The organism is Mucilaginibacter calamicampi, from assembly GCF_042676765.1.
Lineage (GTDB): Bacteria > Bacteroidota > Bacteroidia > Sphingobacteriales > Sphingobacteriaceae > Mucilaginibacter > Mucilaginibacter calamicampi.
Genome location: NZ_JBHTHU010000005.1, coordinates 797,414 through 814,000 on the forward strand (window position 1 = coordinate 797,414; position 16,587 = coordinate 814,000).

Annotated in this window: 17 protein-coding genes; 10 read left to right on the forward strand and 7 right to left on the reverse strand. The window is 41.7% G+C overall.

Annotated features, from left to right (window positions below; all coding sequences use genetic code 11):
• The first annotated feature begins 88 nt into the window (after positions 1–88).
• From rpsO to ACFQZS_RS09255, 7 genes are all read left to right on the forward strand, one after another.
• Entirely contained in the window at positions 89–367 is a 279-nt protein-coding gene (rpsO, locus tag ACFQZS_RS09225) for a 30S ribosomal protein S15 (protein ID WP_377099629.1), read from the forward strand.
• 131 nt (positions 368–498) lie between these two features.
• The gene (gene pnp / locus ACFQZS_RS09230; protein ID WP_377099470.1) at positions 499–2,625 is read left to right on the forward strand and encodes a polyribonucleotide nucleotidyltransferase; all 2,127 of its coding nucleotides are present in this window, start codon (positions 499–501) and stop codon (positions 2,623–2,625) included.
• 168 nt (positions 2,626–2,793) lie between these two features.
• A complete protein-coding gene (locus tag ACFQZS_RS09235; RefSeq protein ID WP_377099472.1) occupies positions 2,794–3,069 on the forward strand; it encodes a hypothetical protein in 276 nt (91 codons plus the stop codon).
• Between the two features lie 138 nt (positions 3,070–3,207).
• Positions 3,208–3,876 (forward strand): ribulose-phosphate 3-epimerase, encoded by a 669-nt coding sequence (gene rpe / locus ACFQZS_RS09240; protein WP_377099474.1) that lies wholly within the window; start codon positions 3,208–3,210, stop codon positions 3,874–3,876.
• 187 nt (positions 3,877–4,063) lie between these two features.
• Positions 4,064–5,131, forward strand: coding sequence for a 3-phosphoserine/phosphohydroxythreonine transaminase (gene serC, locus ACFQZS_RS09245; RefSeq protein ID WP_377099476.1), 1,068 nt, complete (start codon positions 4,064–4,066; stop codon positions 5,129–5,131).
• Positions 5,132–5,232: 101 nt separating this feature from the next.
• Entirely contained in the window at positions 5,233–6,186 is a 954-nt protein-coding gene (locus tag ACFQZS_RS09250; protein ID WP_377099478.1) for a D-2-hydroxyacid dehydrogenase, read from the forward strand.
• A 92-nt stretch (positions 6,187–6,278) separates the two neighbouring features.
• Complete coding sequence (locus tag ACFQZS_RS09255) at positions 6,279–7,583, forward strand: MFS transporter (RefSeq protein ID WP_377099480.1); 1,305 nt, start codon at positions 6,279–6,281, stop codon at positions 7,581–7,583.
• Between the two features lie 140 nt (positions 7,584–7,723).
• Here the strand turns inward: ACFQZS_RS09255 and ACFQZS_RS09260 are convergent, their stop codons facing one another.
• The 4 genes from ACFQZS_RS09260 to ACFQZS_RS09275 all read right to left on the reverse strand — a co-directional run bounded on the left by ACFQZS_RS09260 (position 7,724) and on the right by ACFQZS_RS09275 (position 12,043).
• Entirely contained in the window at positions 7,724–8,833 is a 1,110-nt protein-coding gene (locus ACFQZS_RS09260; protein ID WP_377099482.1) for a DUF3500 domain-containing protein, read from the reverse strand.
• Between the two features lie 40 nt (positions 8,834–8,873).
• Positions 8,874–10,145 (reverse strand): HupE/UreJ family protein, encoded by a 1,272-nt coding sequence (locus ACFQZS_RS09265; RefSeq protein WP_377099484.1) that lies wholly within the window; start codon positions 10,143–10,145, stop codon positions 8,874–8,876.
• Positions 10,146–10,378: 233 nt separating this feature from the next.
• Positions 10,379–11,257 (reverse strand): diiron oxygenase, encoded by an 879-nt coding sequence (locus ACFQZS_RS09270; protein WP_377099486.1) that lies wholly within the window; start codon positions 11,255–11,257, stop codon positions 10,379–10,381.
• Positions 11,258–11,587: 330 nt separating this feature from the next.
• Positions 11,588–12,043: a DUF6265 family protein gene (locus tag ACFQZS_RS09275; RefSeq protein WP_377099488.1), complete on the reverse strand. Its 456-nt coding sequence runs from the start codon at positions 12,041–12,043 to the stop codon at positions 11,588–11,590.
• Between the two features lie 60 nt (positions 12,044–12,103).
• Between ACFQZS_RS09275 and ACFQZS_RS09280 the strand changes: the two genes are divergently transcribed.
• A complete protein-coding gene (locus tag ACFQZS_RS09280; RefSeq protein WP_377099490.1) occupies positions 12,104–12,478 on the forward strand; it encodes a VOC family protein in 375 nt (124 codons plus the stop codon).
• A gap of 9 nt (positions 12,479–12,487) precedes the next feature.
• Here the strand turns inward: ACFQZS_RS09280 and corA are convergent, their stop codons facing one another.
• Positions 12,488–13,609, reverse strand: coding sequence for a magnesium/cobalt transporter CorA (gene corA, locus ACFQZS_RS09285; protein WP_377099492.1), 1,122 nt, complete (start codon positions 13,607–13,609; stop codon positions 12,488–12,490).
• Entirely contained in the window at positions 13,610–14,224 is a 615-nt protein-coding gene (locus tag ACFQZS_RS09290; protein ID WP_377099494.1) for a WbqC family protein, read from the reverse strand.
• A gap of 35 nt (positions 14,225–14,259) precedes the next feature.
• On the opposite strand from ACFQZS_RS09290, the gene ACFQZS_RS09295 reads away from it, so the two are divergent.
• Both ACFQZS_RS09295 and ACFQZS_RS09300 read left to right on the forward strand, forming a co-directional pair.
• Complete coding sequence (locus tag ACFQZS_RS09295; protein ID WP_377099496.1) at positions 14,260–15,135, forward strand: lysophospholipid acyltransferase family protein; 876 nt, start codon at positions 14,260–14,262, stop codon at positions 15,133–15,135.
• Positions 15,136–16,164, forward strand: a complete 1,029-nt coding sequence (locus tag ACFQZS_RS09300; RefSeq protein ID WP_377099498.1) for a glycosyltransferase family 2 protein — start codon at positions 15,136–15,138, stop codon at positions 16,162–16,164. It begins immediately after the preceding gene.
• On the opposite strand, the gene aroQ is transcribed toward ACFQZS_RS09300, so the two are convergent.
• A complete protein-coding gene (gene aroQ / locus ACFQZS_RS09305) occupies positions 16,165–16,581 on the reverse strand; it encodes a type II 3-dehydroquinate dehydratase (protein WP_377099500.1) in 417 nt (138 codons plus the stop codon).
• Positions 16,582–16,587: the final 6 nt, after the last annotated feature.

Genomic DNA, 16,587 nt, shown 5'->3' on the forward strand with positions numbered 1-16,587 from the left:
TAATAAACTGTTGGATATATCCAACCAAACACTTACCTTTGCACCCACAATTAACAAAGTAATTAACAGCTTTAATATTATTCAGGTAATGTATTTAAGTAACGAAGCGAAAGCAGAGATTTTCGCAAAACATGGTAAGGGAGCAACCGATACAGGTTCAACCGAAGGACAGGTAGCATTATTCACCTACCGCATCGCACATTTAACCGGTCACTTGAAAAAAAACAAACATGATTTTTCAACCCAGTTATCACTGCAAAAATTAGTAGGTAAACGCCGCGGATTGCTGGCTTACTTATACAAAAAAGATATTGAAAGATACCGTGCTATCATCAAAGCTTTACAGCTTAGGGATATCATCAAGTAAGTTTCTAAATGTTTTCAAAAAAAGCCGTCTCAAATTAGGGGATGGCTTTTTTACTTTCTGAAGAAATAATTTACACACAATAAAAACCGGTACGCTCTAAAAGATGAAAAGCGTATAACAACGAAAACAAGATGAGTTTAAATGTAATTAAAAAGGTTATTGATCTGGGCGACGGACGCACCATTGAGATCGAAACCGGTAAACTGGCTAAACAGGCTGATGGATCAGTAGTAATTAAAATGGGCGACACCATGTTGCTTGCTACTGTAGTATCATCGCCGGATGCTAAAGAAGGCGTTGATTTCCTACCGCTTTCTGTTGATTATCAGGAAAAATACGCGGCTACAGGCCGTATCCCGGGTGGATTTTTACGCCGTGAGGCTCGTTTATCAGACTATGAGGTTTTGATCTCGCGTTTGGTTGACCGCGCTTTACGTCCGTTATTCCCTGAGGATTATCACGCTGACACACAAGTAATGATCAGCTTAATATCTGCTGATAAAGATATTATGCCGGATTGCCTTGCAGGTTTGGCAGCATCAGCAGCATTATCTGTTTCTGATATTCCTTTTAATGGCCCTATATCAGAAGTTCGTGTAGCTAAAATTGACGGTCAGTTGGTTATTAACCCAACTTTGAGCCAGTTAGCTAACGCTACTTTAGAGTTTATAGTTGCAGGTTCTGAGCACGACATCAACATGGTGGAAGGCGAATCAAAAGAGATACAGGAAGAAGAATTGGTTGAAGCAATTAAGTTTGCGCATACCGCTATTAAATTGCAATGTTTAGCTCAAAAAGAGTTAACTATAGAAGTTGGTAAAACCGAGAAACGTGTTTACAGCCATGAGCACAGCAACGAAGAATTGAAAAAAGCTATCTACGCTGCTACTTATGATAAAGTTTACGCTACCGCTGCAGAAGCATCTGCAAAAGATGAGCGTGGTGCTAAATTCAAAGCAATACGCGATGAATACATAGCAACTTTAGGCGAGATAGACGACGTAACCAAGTTCCTTGCTAAAAAATACTATCATGATGTTGAGTATGACGCTATCCGTAACCTTGTATTAGACGAAGGCAAACGTTTAGACGGCCGTACAACTACACAAATACGCCCTATCTGGAGCGAGGTTGGTTATTTACCATCTGCTCACGGTTCTGCTGTATTTACACGTGGCGAAACACAATCATTAACCACAGTAACATTAGGTGCTAAGGATGATGAGCAAATGATTGATGGCGCGTTCATCAATGGCTACCAAAAATTCTTGTTGCACTATAACTTCCCTGGTTTCTCAACCGGCGAGGTTCGTCCTAACAGAGGTGCTGGTCGCCGCGAAATTGGCCACGGTAACCTGGCTATGCGTTCGTTAAAGCAAGTATTGCCAGAGGCTGACGAGAATCCGTACACTATCCGTATCGTTTCTGATATTTTAGAATCAAACGGTTCATCATCAATGGCTACGGTTTGCGCCGGTACATTGGCTTTGATGGATGCCGGTATTAAAATAACCAACCCGGTATCAGGAATAGCTATGGGCTTGATCACCAACGAAATGGGTACAAAATATGCTATCCTTTCTGATATTTTGGGTGATGAAGATCACCTGGGCGATATGGACTTTAAGGTAACAGGTACTAAAAATGGTATAGTTGCTGTACAAATGGACCTTAAGATCAACGGTTTATCATACGAAGTTTTAACCAACGCGTTAAACCAGGCTAAAGATGGCCGTTTACATATTCTTGGCGAAATGGCTAAGACCATTACCGCTCCGCGCGAAGATTACAAACCACACGCTCCACGTATTATCACCCTTAAAATTGATAAAGAGTTTATAGGTGCTGTAATAGGACCCGGTGGTAAGATCATCCAGGAAATGCAACGCGAAACCGGTGCTAACATCAACATTGAAGAGGTTGGCAACCAAGGCATTGTACAGATCTTTGCTGATAACAAAGAATCAATTGATAAAGCGGTTAGCCGTATAAAAGCTATCGCGTCAAAACCGGAAATAGGCGAGATCTACGAAGGTAAAGTAAAATCAATTATGCCTTTTGGTGCATTTGTTGAAATTATGCCGGGTAAAGACGGTTTGCTGCACATATCAGAAATTGACCATAAACGTTTTGAAACGATGGACGGTATTTTCGAGATAGGTGATGAAGTACGTGTTAAATTGCTTGATATTGATAAGCAAGGTAAATTTAAGCTTTCGCGCAAAGCTTTATTGCCTAAACCGGCTCCACAACAATAACATTTTTAACAATTTGTGATTTTTTATATCTGCAAAAGCCTTAGTAATAAGGCTTTTGTGGTTTAAATGCATTTTTTTTAAAACAAGTAAAACAAAACCCCCTCTTTTTGCTTTGCTATAGTTAAGAGTTAATTGTTTAAGCCAATTTTGCACCCGATCCGAATTTGAATGACTTCTACTCCAATTGATCCGTTGGACTTTTTAAGCAGTAATAGCAGTTCTGGGAAACCCGTTGGCCCCGAGGCCGATCTTTTGCAGGCGTTATTGTATGAGATTATGAGGGTTAAAGAACTAATAGCCTATTACGAGTCTATTCCTAATGGTGGAGGACAGTTGGGGGCCTCTATATTAAATGAGCTGGTGAATGAAGCTTATAATTCGCTGGTTAGCTATGATATGGCGCTTATGAAAAAATACTACGAACTGTTGCTGAGTTGTGACTGAGGCTTCGCAAGGTTAAAGAATAAAGATTGAAGATTAGTGAATTGAGATTATTTAGGATATAATCATCAGGAAAATTAACTTTGTTGTAATTAACTGATAGGGAAACTAATCTTTAATACCCAATCTTTAATCTTTAAAATGAACCACCTGATATCCCCATCTATTCTTGCCGCCGATTTTGGTAATCTGCAACGTGATATTGAGCTGATCAACAACAGCGAAGCAGACTGGATACATGTTGATGTTATGGATGGCGAGTTTGTACCTAATATCTCCTTTGGTTTCCCGGTTATTACAGCGGTTAAAAAGCATGCGCAAAAGCCGCTTGATGTGCATTTAATGATAGTTGAGCCCGAACGTTATCTTAAAGCTTTTAAAGATGCAGGTGCCGCGGGAATTACTGTGCATTATGAAACCTGTCCGCATTTGCACCGTACCGTTCAGGTAATAAAAGAATTGGGTTGCAGGGCAGGAGTGGCCATTAATCCGCATACTCCGGTAAGTGCCCTGGAAGATATTATAGCTGATGTGGACATGGTGCTTGTTATGTCTGTAAATCCCGGCTTTGGCGGACAGCACTTTATTGAAAATACTTACAAAAAAATAAAGCAGTTAAAGGCGCTAAGCCAAACTGTTAACCCGGATCTTTTTATTGAGATAGACGGAGGCGTTGATAGTAACAATGCGCAAAAACTAATTGATGCCGGTGCTAATGTGCTTGTTGCAGGTAGCGCGGTATTCTCATCGGCCAACCCGGCGGCCGTTATTTCCACGTTAAAACACCCCAAAAAGTTACAATCTTTATAATGCTTGTTAGTAAGCAAAATGGTAATATTGAAAAATTTTCAATAAAAGACTGTTTTATTATAATGTTGTATTTTTTTTAAATAAATGTAAATAATCTGAATATATTTTGTCAGATTAATTACCTTTGCCACACCAAAATACAAAGTTGCTAATTCAGTATTTTGTTGAGATACCAATTTCAAATCATATGAAACATAATTTTGGTGCCGGTCCCGGCATTTTACCACACGAAGTTTTAAAGCAAGCTGCCGCGGCAGTAATCGATTTTAACGGAATAGGTCTTTCTATTTTAGAGATATCTCACCGTTCGCCTGATTTTGAGGCTGTTCTGGACGAAGCTGTTAAATTGGTCAAAGAATTATTAAATGTTCCTGAAGGATATTCCGTGTTGTTTTTACAAGGCGGTGCAAGCACTCAGTTTGCAATGATACCTTACAATTTGTTAGCCGGCGACGCGAAAGCTGCTTACGTAGAATCGGGCGTATGGGCAAACAAAGCATTAAAAGAAGCTAAATATTTTGGTGGGGTTGACGTGATTGCTACTTCTAAAGAAAGCAATTTTACCTACATCCCTAAGGATTATGAAGTGCCTGCTGATGCTGCTTACCTGCATTTAACATCAAACAATACAATTTACGGTACACAATTACATCAATTCCCTGCTTCACCTATACCGGTGGTTTGCGATATGTCATCAGATATCTTCAGCCGCGAGATCAATGTTGCCGATTTCGGTTTGATCTATGCCGGTGCACAAAAAAATATGGGTCCTGCCGGTACTACTCTTGTAATTATAAAAGATGAGTTGTTGGGCAAAATTGACCGTAAGATACCTGCTATGCTGGATTACAAAGTGCAGATAGACAATGGTTCTATGTACAATACTCCGCCTGTGTTTGCCATATATGTATCTATGCTGACGCTGAACTGGGTAAAATCAAAAGGTGGTGTTGCTGCTATCCAAAAAGAAAATGAAGCGAAAGCAAAAGTTCTTTACGAAGAAATTGAGCGTAACCCATTCTTTAAACCTGTTTGCGCAACTGAAGACCGTTCAAACATGAACGTATGCTTCGTAATGGAAAATGCTGAACACGAAAAACCGTTCCTTAAACTTTGTGACGAGAGAGGCATTATCGGTATTAAGGGTCACCGCAGTGTAGGTGGTTTCCGTGCATCAATTTATAATGCGCTTTCAATCAACAGCGTATACGCGCTGATTGATGTTATGCAAGAGTTTGCAGAAAAGAATAAGTAACCCCCTAACCCCCTAAAGGGGGAATAATTAGGAATAATATAAATCCCCTCATCCTTTAAAGCTCCCCCTTTAGGGGGTGGGGGGCTTAATCAACTAACCCAATGATCAAAATATTAGCTAACGATGGAATTGATCCCATCGGCAAAAAAATGTTAGAAGATGCAGGTTTTGAAGTGGATACAAATAATATCCCGCAAGACGAATTACCTGCCAGATTAAACAACTACGATGCCATTACCGTACGTAGCGCTACCAAAGTGCGCAAAGCGTTAATTGATGCTACTCCAAACCTTAAACTAATTGGTCGTGGCGGGGTAGGTGTTGATAATATTGATGTGGAGTACGCTAAAGAAAAAGGCATTGGCGTTTACAATACCCCTGCTTCATCTTCTTTATCTGTTGCCGAACTGGTGTTTAGCCATTTGTTTACCGGCGTAAGGTTTTTACAGGATAGCAACCGCAAAATGCCTGTTGAAGGAAATACCAAATTTAACGACCTGAAAAAAGCTTATGCTAAAGGCGTTGAACTGCGTGGCCGTACATTAGGTATAGTTGGTTTTGGCCGTATCGGTCGTGAGGTAGCTAAGATTGCTATCGGCGTTGGTATGGACGTAATTGCTTATGACCTTTTCCCTTTTAACCCGGAAGTAGAGATCACATTAGGAACAGGCGGAACTAAAGTAAACGTAACTGTTAAAACCGCTACTTTAGATGAGATCATCAAAACTGCTGATTTCATCACCCTGCATACACCATTTGTTGACAAGGCCCTTTTAGGGGCTGAAGAGTTAGCACAATTGAAAAAAGGCGTTGGTTTAGTTAACTGCTCACGCGGTGGCTTAATTGACGAGCTGGCTTTGGTTGATGCACTTAACAGCGGCCATGTAGCCTTTGCTGCTTTAGATGTTTTTGATAATGAACCTACACCGCGTGCAGAGATCATTGCTCACCCTAAGATCTCGTTAACCCCGCACATTGGCGCGGCTACTAACGAAGCGCAGGAACGTATTGGTGTTGAGTTGGCAAGCTTGATTATCGGCCACTTTAACAAGTAATTTCTTTATTCTTTATAGATGAAAGGCTTCCGAAGATTCGGGAGCCTTTTTTGTTGATGCACAAATAGTACATTTGCATACCTTTAACCACCATGACCGCCAAAAACGACAAAAAAACCATCCGCGCCTGGGCCATGTTTGATTGGGCCAATTCGGCTTATAACCTTGTAATTACTTCAACGGTTTTCCCGGCGTATTACGTTGCCATAACAGAGAACACCCAAAACGGCGACAGGGTTACTTTCTTTGGGCATAGTTTTGTTAACACAGCGTTATCCAACTATGCTTTGGCTGCTGCCTATTTGGTTATTGTACTGATGTTACCCATTCTTACGTCCATTGCTGACTACCGTGGCAGCAAGAAAACCTTTATGCAGTTTTTTACATGGCTGGGTGCTATAGCTTGCTGCTGCCTGTACTTTTTTAAGCTGGATAGTTTAGAGCTTGGCATTATTTGTTTTGCACTGGCTGCTATTGGGTATAGCGGTGGTTTTGTGTTTTACAACTCTTACTTGCCCGAGATAGCTACCATTGATAAACAGGACGCGGTTAGCGCCAAAGGGTTTAGCTACGGCTACATAGGCAGCATGATCATTCAGATTATTTGCTTTGTATTTGTACTATCACCGGAAACATTTGGAATAACCGACAAAAGTTTCCCTGCCCGTTTATCTTTTTTATTGGTTGGCTTGTGGTGGATAGGTTTTGCTCAAATACCGTTTAAGATATTACCCGGTGGAACCGCAAAAGTGGCTAACCAACAGGTTAGCGTTTTACGTGGTGGCTTTATTGAGCTGGGCAAAGTATGGCAACAGGTAAAACACATGCCTTTGTTGAAGCGCTATTTGCCTGCTTTCTTTTTTTATAGCATGGGGGTACAAACCATTATGCTGGCGGCAGCGGGCTTCGGGGCTAAGGTATTACACTTGCCTACTACCAGTTTGATCACAGTAATACTTATTATCCAGTTGGTGGCTATTGCGGGTGCACACTTGATGTCAAAATTATCAGAAAGGTATGGCAATGTTAGCGTACTTACGGGTGTTGTGATGATCTGGATACTGATTTGCGTGGCCGCCTACTTTATCAGCAATGCCGTGCAGTTTTATGCGCTGGCAGCGGTGGTAGGTTTGGTAATGGGGGGCATCCAGTCGCTGTCGCGGTCCACTTATTCTAAGTATCTACCGCAGGATGCTACTGATACAGCGTCCTATTTTAGTTTTTATGATGTTACAGAAAAATTGGCTATTGTAGGGGGGATGTTCAGTTTCGCGTTGATTGAGGATCTGACAGGTAGTATGCGCAATTCCATATTAGCTTTAGGCTGTTTCTTCGTTATAGGATTGGTTTGGCTATTTGCTTTGGGCAAGGCTGAGGGGTCAAAAAAAGCTTTATAAACGCATAAGAGTGTAACGACCCATTGTTAATTGTCATTGCGAGGTACGAAGCAATCGCAAGGAGAAAAGTCCGCTATCCATAGTTCGCGATTGCTTCGTACCTCGCAATGACAGGATGTCTAAATTAATTATCTGGAACGTTACATACCACCGTAATCGCTCGTCTTATCGCGCCAGATAGAATGCGGATGAATGCCGGAATAAACAACACCATTCTGACTTACATATTCTATCCATAACGAAGGCCCGTCCAAACGCACATAATCATTGCGGGTTACAAAATCGGTGGTTCCGGTAAAAGACAGGTAGGTATTATCCAGCTCTTTAGTATATTTTTTCAGATAAGCAGCGGCATCCTTTGCATCAATATCATCGGTATAAGTATTAATAGCCGCTATCACCAGCTTTTTTTGTGCCGACGTAAGACCGCCAATTTTTATACCCAGTGGGGTAGCCGGAAATTGCCCGTCTTTATTAGGACCCAGCACAACATCACGAAAGGTGTTGGTTAACCTGGCGGCTTGTTGCTGTTCTGGTGTTAGGGATGCCAGTATTGCAGCAAAAGCAGCATGCTCCTGCACCATAGGCTCGTTACTGCGGCCATTTTGCTCAAACTTACCAAAGGGTTCGGCACCGCGGAAGGATGGCGTAGCGCCTATTAAAACACCATCTTTGTAGGTATTGGCAAAAGCGGTGTGGTGGCCGCCGTATTGAATTTCAAATGCACCGGTTGCAGATGGTGTACCTAAAAACGCCATATAAAAGTTGCCTGCTCCGTAATCGCTGGATTTTTTTAGGGCCAGGTAATCATCGGCATTTAATAATTGCTGCATTTCATCAAAACCCTCATTAACATCAGTTCCGGATACCTCCTTTAGCAACGCCTTGGCAGCTTGCAATTGCTCGGGCGTTAAGTTGCCAAACTTTATACCTATGCGTTTAGCATTAGCAAAAGTTGCCGGCAGGTTACTCCATTTTTGCGCGTCGGCTTTTGAGTAGGGTAATTGTAAGGTAGCCAGTTGCTCGGCGTTAAGCATTCCCTTAAAAGTTTCGGCCAGGCAAACAACTTTGGCAATTCCCTTTGCTTTACCGCAATCAGGCGCAATAGCTGCAATAGGGGTAACGCTTTGATAACTGTTATCTGGCTTGCCGGGAAGCATAAAAAAGCCTGCTGCTAAAACAGATGCCATGCCAATAAAAAGTATATTATTTGCTGCCGGACTTAACCGCGCGGTTACAGAAACTGCCATAAAAGGAGTATAATTGGTTTGTAAAGTAAATATACTTTTTTTATTGATTGTCAATACGCTGCGTGCGCTTTAATTTGATGCTGAACAGGCAAGCCGTTATAGCTAACAAAATAATTAGCCGCGGTGCATAAGGTGTTATGTTATTCAGGGCTATGGTTATAGCATTTGCCCTGCCGGTAACGCGTTCCGCTATCCAGCCAAGCGCGGCAATGCCCGCTAATACAGCCGCAGGTATTCTGAATAGGGCGTAAAAATTGGTTCTGCTTAACAATATCAGCCATGGCGCTATTATCAATATAATAAAAAGCTGCATCAGCTCAATACCTAAATTAAAGCCAAGGATACTTAGCGCCAGCGTGCTTACATTCAGATCAAGCCCTGCTAGCACAGATGCAAAAGCCATCCCATGTATCAAGCCAAAACCAGCCGCTATATATACCTCCCTGCCCGGAAACAGCGGACGAACAGCATGGGCGGCTGACACCAATATGGACCCTGCAATTAGTATTTCTATAGGCTGGGAGGGAACGTTCAACCACCCGGAAGCGCATAACAGGAGCGTAATGGAATGGCCTATAGTAAAAGCGGTAACTATCTTTATCAGGTTAGTAAGGCTGTATTTAAGGCCGCCAAAGCGCCCCCATTTTTTATTCTCTGCAATAAGCATGGCAGGCAGCAAAAGCACTATCAAAAACAGCAGGTGATCAGTACCCTCTTTTATATGCTGCATGCCTAATTGCATCATACTAACAAAGCCTTTCCAGGTGCTGCCTTCTTCAAGCTTGATGGATAGTGGGTATATTTTGCCGCTGGGCACGTCCAGTTTTATGGTGCCTATAACACGCGCAGCGCTTTCTTCGTTAAGGCCTGTATACCAATCCTGTTGTAAAAGCACCAATGCCTCGTGCGTTATCACCTGGTGCATTATAACATCATAATCAAAAGTAAATTGACGCAGATCGGCAGCCTTTGCGGGTGTTAATTCAAACGTAATTTCTACTTGTTGATATTTACCAACAGCGGCGTCCTGTGCCATAGTTAACTTAACCGACCTGATAACGGCACGCCGCCATGCAGTTACACCTGTAAAAGCCTTAATATGGTCTGCAAAGTAAATTCTGAAGTAAGGGTCGGTAGTGATATGATCAACAGGATGATTTATCGCGCTTTCCAATTCCGGTAGCGGCATTTTTGCTTCGCCTTTGATGTAACCATCCATAACGGATAGTTTGACTACAGATGCAGGCATGGGGTGCGCGTAACCTATCGCAACTGCAAATAATAGAAGAAAGCTAAGAATGTATTTACGCATTCAGAATAATTGGTGGTTGGAAGGTAGTGATTTTTTAATTAGAGATTAATCATCGGTAAGCGGCTATGCATAAAACATCCCGTCATGCTGAATTTATTTCAGCATACCATTTGCTCAGCAGGCCGCAAAGCATATCGGATATACAAAATTCAATACCTACAGGTGGGATGCCGAAATAAATTCGGCATGACGGAGCGGGATGTTAAAAAAGTGGTGCCTAAAGTTTCCCGCACTTACACTTTAGCACCCAAAACCCATCGCCAGGCAAAGCGGGTCAAACGGTTAAAGCCGCGCCATTCCTTCACAAAATCAATAATATCATCCAGGCATTTTTCGGCAAATTTTTGTTTAAAGTTTTTGCGGGCCATCCGGTAAACTTCATCGGGGTTTGCTACGCTAATACGCTCATATATTTCGCGCTTAACGTACATGGTACGTACAAAAAGGATATTGAAAAGAATAACATAGCTGTATAGCGTACGCTTGATGTAGCCAGCTTTGGCGGCGTAGTCATTCAGCAGACTTTTGGTGAATAGAATATGGCGGCCTTCCTCAATGTTATGCAGATCAAACATCTTTTTTATTACCGGGTAAATATCCGGCGAGCGGCGTGCATAATTACCGTACACATCTGTAACCAGCTCAACCGACACGCTGCCCATAAACAGATAATCTGCCGGAAGATACTTATTGCTAAAGTGGCCAAAGAACTTGTGCATTCTGCTTTGCGGCAGGGGCTTTCCACCCAACTTGGCAATGGCCTGTGCAAACATTTCCTGGTGGCGCAGTTCCTCAATCATCTCCCGTATCAAAAACTGATGTTCAACACCATCAGGTGGTAGGGTAAGCATGTGGCGCGTCATAAAAAGGCAAAACAACAGCTCACCCCATCCATAGGATGCTATCACCTGTACCAGCTCATGCCGGCCCAGCTCAGTTTTTTGGGTGGGGGTAAGGGTTTCATAGATATCCAAACCCTGCAAAGAAGTAAGCGTTTCGGGCAGAAAAATATCATCAGCCTCAGGCTCCAGTTGCCAGGGAATATACGTTTCGGGCATCAGCGGCCTTTCACGACTGATCTTTATTAGCCGCTCTATCTCCTTTACATTCATATAATGTATATACGCATATATTGGTTAAACGTTTACAATACGGTTTTCTTTTTTAAAGTGCCATTCCAATTACAATAACTACAATGGCAAAATTGACGGCCAGACCAATTAAATGCACTTTTTTTGATTCGTGTATTATTGAATCGATTATCAAAAATACAATACCAATCAAACATACCATTAAGGAGATTAATAACGGCATGGGTGGGGTATGTGAATCAGTAAAGCCGTACCTGATTCCGCAAAATAGAGATGTTAAAAATCCAAAGCTATATAAGGTATAGTAGACTTTTTCGCGTAGAGACATTATTATATGAATTAATTAATCATTTACCTAACCCGCTTATAATAATAATCTATCTTTTCATACTTCCCCTTAAATTTTCCGTCAACCCATGCATGTATAGAGTCGGGTTTTATAAAATGATAAATAACACGCTGCGGAAAATCGTGCGTCTGGTCTTCAAATATGTACTGATTGTTCTTCGCTGATTTTAATTTAAAAGATGTTTTGTCGCCGCTTTTTGCGCCTGTTACATTGTAAGATATAATGCCGCCTTTGTTAACCAATCTCACCCGTTCAAGCACTGTGGTATCTTTCCCCTTAACATCAAATGCAATAGACGATAACTCGTTACCGCTAACTTTGACCCATTGCTCGCAACTATAACTATTGGCGGTTTTCATTTTCCACGTACCGCCAACTAAAGCACTCAGCGCACTAAAATTATCAGCAGTAATAAAACCGCAGAACAGTATTGCAACAAACGGGAAAAATCTTTTCATGCTTAAATATACAAACAATAAATATCCGGGCGTGTTGCTTTTATAACAAACACTACAATTATGTTTAATAGTTCAAAAGCGTTTAGCGGCTTTTCTGTTGATGATATACAAAAAGCTAAAAAGTTTTACGAAGAAGTACTGGGTTTACAAACCGAAAGCCCTATGGGTATGCTTGCGATTAAAACCAATGGCAATAACAACATTCTTGTATACCCTAAGCCCAATCATCAACCTGCAACGTTTACGGTACTCAACTTTCCGGTTGATAATATTGAAAAAACGGTTGATGCACTGATAGCTAAAGGTGTTACGTTTGAGCAATACCATTTTGGAGAGATTGATACCGATGAAAAAGGCATTGCACACGGCGAGCCAAAGATTGCCTGGTTTAAAGACCCGGCGGGTAATATTATTTCGGTAATTGAAGAAAAATAAACGGCCCCATTATAGCTTGCTAAACCAACCCTTGCGCCAGAAAATAATTATCTGAATTACCGCTATAAATAGCATAGCGGCAACAGCATAATAATACCCGTGTTCGCTATACAATTCGGGCATGTTGTCGGGCATTACTTTATTGGTTACAGGGTCAATTTTGGCAAAATTCATTCCGTAAATCCCTGCTATGAACGTAAGCGGTATAAATATGGCCGAGATAATGGTCAACACTTTCATTATCTCATTCATGCGGTTACTCACCATAGAAAGGTACAGATCTATAATGCTTGATGTGATCTCCTTGTCATTTTCAATCAGATCCATTATTTGCACGCAATGGTCGTAAGCGTCGCGCAAATACATTTTAACATCTTTGCTTATAAGGCGATTATCCGTGCGCAAAATGTCGTTTATCTTATCCCGCTCGGGCCATACGGCCCTGCGTACATTTATTAATGACCGCTTTAATTGCTGCGCATTATACATTACACTCTTGTCGGGGCTGTCATACAGCTTATCCTCCAGCTCATCTAACGATTCGCCTATTTGTGCCAATACCACAAAATACAGGTCTAAAATAGTATCTGTAAGCGCATAGGCCATATAAGCTGGCCCTGCAGTGCGTATTAATCCCTTACCTGCACTAAGACGCGTTTTAACGGCCGGAAAACACTCCACATAAGTTTCCTGAAAAGTGATCAAAATGTTGCCTTTTATCAGCGCAGAAAATTGTTCGTTAGCCAGCTCACCTTCATCATTAAAATAAATAACGCGGCTAACCATAAAAACATAATCGTCGTATTCGTCAAACTTGGGGCGTTGGTGGGTATTAACAATATCCTCTAACACCAGCGGATTAATATCCAGGCTGGCGCCCAGCGTTTCAAGTAATTTTGCATCGCCAATACCACTTATTTGGATCCAATGCGTAAGCGATCTCTGTTTTTTAACCTGCTGAAGCACCACGTCAATGTCCTTTGCATCGGTAGTGGTTAAACCATCTTTGTTGTAAGAAAATACTTCCATTTTAGGCGTCAAAGCACTTTTATCAATGTTTAGTGTACCCGGCATAAGCCCAACGGTTCTGTACCGGCTTTTGCGCTGTATTTTCTTGATGCTGCTGGTCATTTACAAATAGTTGATAGTTTGCGGACCCTGATTAAACAGGAGGTCTACAATGCTCAGGTTTTTAATAAACCCGTGGCGTTCTTCAAAAACCTGAAAATAGGGCTTTTGTTGCAGATCAAATTCTTTTTTTGAGCTGAAGCTATGCCGTAGATCTACTACGTTAGCAGGATACACAGCCTGGTAACTTTCTGTTTTTTGTGGTGTTAGAGGTACTTTAACAGACTTTAACAGCAGACGCAACAACTCTTCATTAAAATCAAAAAGAAAATCAAACCGCTTTTGATAGAATGGTGCAAATGCATCCTCGTAATATTCAAAGTAAGCAGAGCGGCGATAGCATGATTCTAAGCTCATCCAATGCAGGCGCTGCCACCTAAAATCATAGCTTATCTTCACATCCTTCACGGGGGTATGCACTTTTGATCCTTTAATTACGGGTACCACTAATGACAGTACTCCATCAGGCGAATAAATATTGGCGCGGTTACGGTAAGTTTGCTTCGGAAAATGTTCCTGGTTTTCTATCAGAATATCAGGCTGATGAGCTATTAGTTGTGAGAACCACGCCACCGGTGGCAGATAAAACATGGGCAATAAAGCACCTTTTTCAATCATATCAATTATGTTTGCAGATACAACCGGCTAAAATAATGATAAATAAAGGGCTTTCGAGGCTATCACTATTCTTTTTGTACCTCATTTCCCTGCTTCCCTTCTGGTTGCTTTATTTGATATCCGATTTACTATTTGCAGTTTTATACTACATTGTGGGCTATCGCCGCCAGGTTGTACAGGAGAATTTACAAAATTCATTTCCTGAAAAAACAGAAGCCGAACGCAAACAGATTGAAAAGAACTATTTTAAATACCTTGCCGACCTGATTGTTGAAACAGTTAAAATGGTAAGCATTTCTAAAGAAGAACTGCAGCGCCGCGTGGTTTTAACCAATCCTGAAATTATTGAAAGGTACACTAAAGAGAATAAAAGCATTACGGCTGTTGCAGGCCATTATTGCAACTGGGAATGGGCAGGACTGGAGTTTAGTGTTGATTCGCGCTTGTTCTTTATTTATAAACCGTTAAGCAGCAAAACATTTGATGATTTTTTTATTAAGGTGCGCTCGCGGTTTGGTGGCGTAGCAGTGGCTATGAAGCAGACGTTGCGCACCATGGTGGCCCATAAAAACGAGTTTACGGTTACGGTTTTTGCAGGTGACCAAACACCGGTGCAAACCGATGCCAATTATTTTACCACTTTTTTGAATCAACCAACAGCCGTTTTTTTAGGGATAGAGAAAATTGCTAAATTGATAGACTCCGCGGTAATATTTTACGATATGAAGCGGGTTAAACGGGGCTATTACACCTATACCATTGTGCCATTGGTAGAGCATACAAAAAGCAGCGCCGAATATGAAATTACCGACGCGCACGTTAAATATCTTGAAATGATGATAAGGCGCGAGCCGCAATACTGGCTATGGTCGCACAGAAGGTGGAAGTTTAAGCCGGGAGACAATAATTAAATGAACGATAAACCAAAAGTTGCGATAGTTATATTGAATTGGAACGGTGTTAACCACCTGCGCAGTTTTTTACCATCAGTACTTACTTCTTCTTATCCCAACCTGGAAATTGTGGTGGGCGATAATGCCTCTACAGATAGCTCTCTTGCCTTTATTGAGTCTATGTATCCATCTGTTCGCGTTATTCGAAACAACGAAAATTATGGCTTTACAGGAGGCTATAATAGGGTGCTGGCACAGGTTGAGGCAGATTATTATATCTTGCTGAACTCTGATGTAGAGGTGCATCCCGGCTGGATTGAACCTGTTATTGAATTAATGGAAAGTGACCCGCTGATTGCGGTTGCCGCACCTAAAATACTCGACTTTAATAAAAAAGACCATTTTGAGCATGCCGGGGCAGCGGGAGGGTTTATTGACAGCTTTGGTTATCCCTTTTGCCAGGGCCGCATGTTTTACGAAATAGAAACGGATAACGGCCAATATAATACGTCACGTGAAGTATTTTGGGCAAGCGGTGCCGCCATGTTTATTAAAAAGAAGTGCTGGGATGAAGCGGAGGGTTTTGACGAGCGCTTTTTTGCCCACATGGAAGAAATTGATCTTTGCTGGCGATTAAAAAACCGTGGCTATAAAATAATGTATTGTGCCGATGCAGAGGTTTACCATTTAGGAGGAGGGACGCTGAACACTGAAAACCCCTTTAAAACGTATCTTAATTTTCGGAATAACCTTTTGTTGTTAAAAAAGAACTTGCCTTTTTGGCGAGGCGCTTCTATAATTATAGCGCGTTTCTTTCTTGATCTTACCGCCCTGCTCCGTTTTTTAAGCGAGGGTAAGCGCAAGGATGCCTGGGCCGTGAGCAAGGCGCATCAAAATTTTGTACGTAATATTTTTAAGTCGGAAAAAGAGCACCACAGAGGGAAACTGCCTATAAGGCTTACCGGCATGTACCGGGGCAGTGTAGTGTTGGCCTTTTTTGTAAAAAAGTGCCACAAGTTTAGCTGCCTTGATAAAAACAGGTTGTAATTAACCTATCAGGCTCTCAATACCCAGGCGATAACCGTCAAGGCCAAAGCCTACAATGATGCCCTTACAATTGGCTGAAATATAAGAGTGGTGCCTGAATGCTTCGCGCTTGTGTACATTGGAGATATGCACCTCCACTACGGGCGTATTTATAGCGGCAATAGCATCTGCAAGTGCTACGGAGGTATGTGTATAACCAGCCGCATTTAGTACAATACCATCAAAGCTAAAACCAACCTCGTGCAGCTTATTAATTATTTCGCCTTCTACATTGCTTTGGTAGTAGCTGATGTTAACGTCCGGAAAACGCTCTTTCAGACTGGCTAAATAGGTTTCAAAGCTGGCATCGCCATAGATTGATTTCTCGCGTGTGCCTAACAAGTTTAAATTTGGGCCGTTTATAATTTGTATATTCATTTGTTC

What these genes read in the sequence shown, in the direction of transcription:
- ACFQZS_RS09255 (WP_377099480.1), top strand. Translation starts at nt 6,279, where the DNA reads ATGACCGCCAAAAACGACAAAAAAACCATCCGCGCCTGGGCCATGTTT.
- pnp (WP_377099470.1), top strand. Translation starts at nt 499, where the DNA reads ATGAGTTTAAATGTAATTAAAAAGGTTATTGATCTGGGCGACGGACGC.
- ACFQZS_RS09260 (WP_377099482.1), bottom strand. Translation starts at nt 8,833, where the DNA reads ATGGCAGTTTCTGTAACCGCGCGGTTAAGTCCGGCAGCAAATAATATA.
- rpe (WP_377099474.1), top strand. Translation starts at nt 3,208, where the DNA reads ATGAACCACCTGATATCCCCATCTATTCTTGCCGCCGATTTTGGTAAT.
- ACFQZS_RS09235 (WP_377099472.1), top strand. Translation starts at nt 2,794, where the DNA reads ATGACTTCTACTCCAATTGATCCGTTGGACTTTTTAAGCAGTAATAGC.
- rpsO (WP_377099629.1), top strand. Translation starts at nt 89, where the DNA reads ATGTATTTAAGTAACGAAGCGAAAGCAGAGATTTTCGCAAAACATGGT.
- ACFQZS_RS09295 (WP_377099496.1), top strand. Translation starts at nt 14,260, where the DNA reads ATGATAAATAAAGGGCTTTCGAGGCTATCACTATTCTTTTTGTACCTC.
- ACFQZS_RS09290 (WP_377099494.1), bottom strand. Translation starts at nt 14,224, where the DNA reads ATGATTGAAAAAGGTGCTTTATTGCCCATGTTTTATCTGCCACCGGTG.
- corA (WP_377099492.1), bottom strand. Translation starts at nt 13,609, where the DNA reads ATGACCAGCAGCATCAAGAAAATACAGCGCAAAAGCCGGTACAGAACC.
- ACFQZS_RS09265 (WP_377099484.1), bottom strand. Translation starts at nt 10,145, where the DNA reads ATGCGTAAATACATTCTTAGCTTTCTTCTATTATTTGCAGTTGCGATA.
- ACFQZS_RS09280 (WP_377099490.1), top strand. Translation starts at nt 12,104, where the DNA reads ATGTTTAATAGTTCAAAAGCGTTTAGCGGCTTTTCTGTTGATGATATA.
- aroQ (WP_377099500.1), bottom strand. Translation starts at nt 16,581, where the DNA reads ATGAATATACAAATTATAAACGGCCCAAATTTAAACTTGTTAGGCACA.
- ACFQZS_RS09275 (WP_377099488.1), bottom strand. Translation starts at nt 12,043, where the DNA reads ATGAAAAGATTTTTCCCGTTTGTTGCAATACTGTTCTGCGGTTTTATT.
- ACFQZS_RS09270 (WP_377099486.1), bottom strand. Translation starts at nt 11,257, where the DNA reads ATGAATGTAAAGGAGATAGAGCGGCTAATAAAGATCAGTCGTGAAAGG.
- ACFQZS_RS09300 (WP_377099498.1), top strand. Translation starts at nt 15,136, where the DNA reads ATGAACGATAAACCAAAAGTTGCGATAGTTATATTGAATTGGAACGGT.
- ACFQZS_RS09250 (WP_377099478.1), top strand. Translation starts at nt 5,233, where the DNA reads ATGATCAAAATATTAGCTAACGATGGAATTGATCCCATCGGCAAAAAA.
- serC (WP_377099476.1), top strand. Translation starts at nt 4,064, where the DNA reads ATGAAACATAATTTTGGTGCCGGTCCCGGCATTTTACCACACGAAGTT.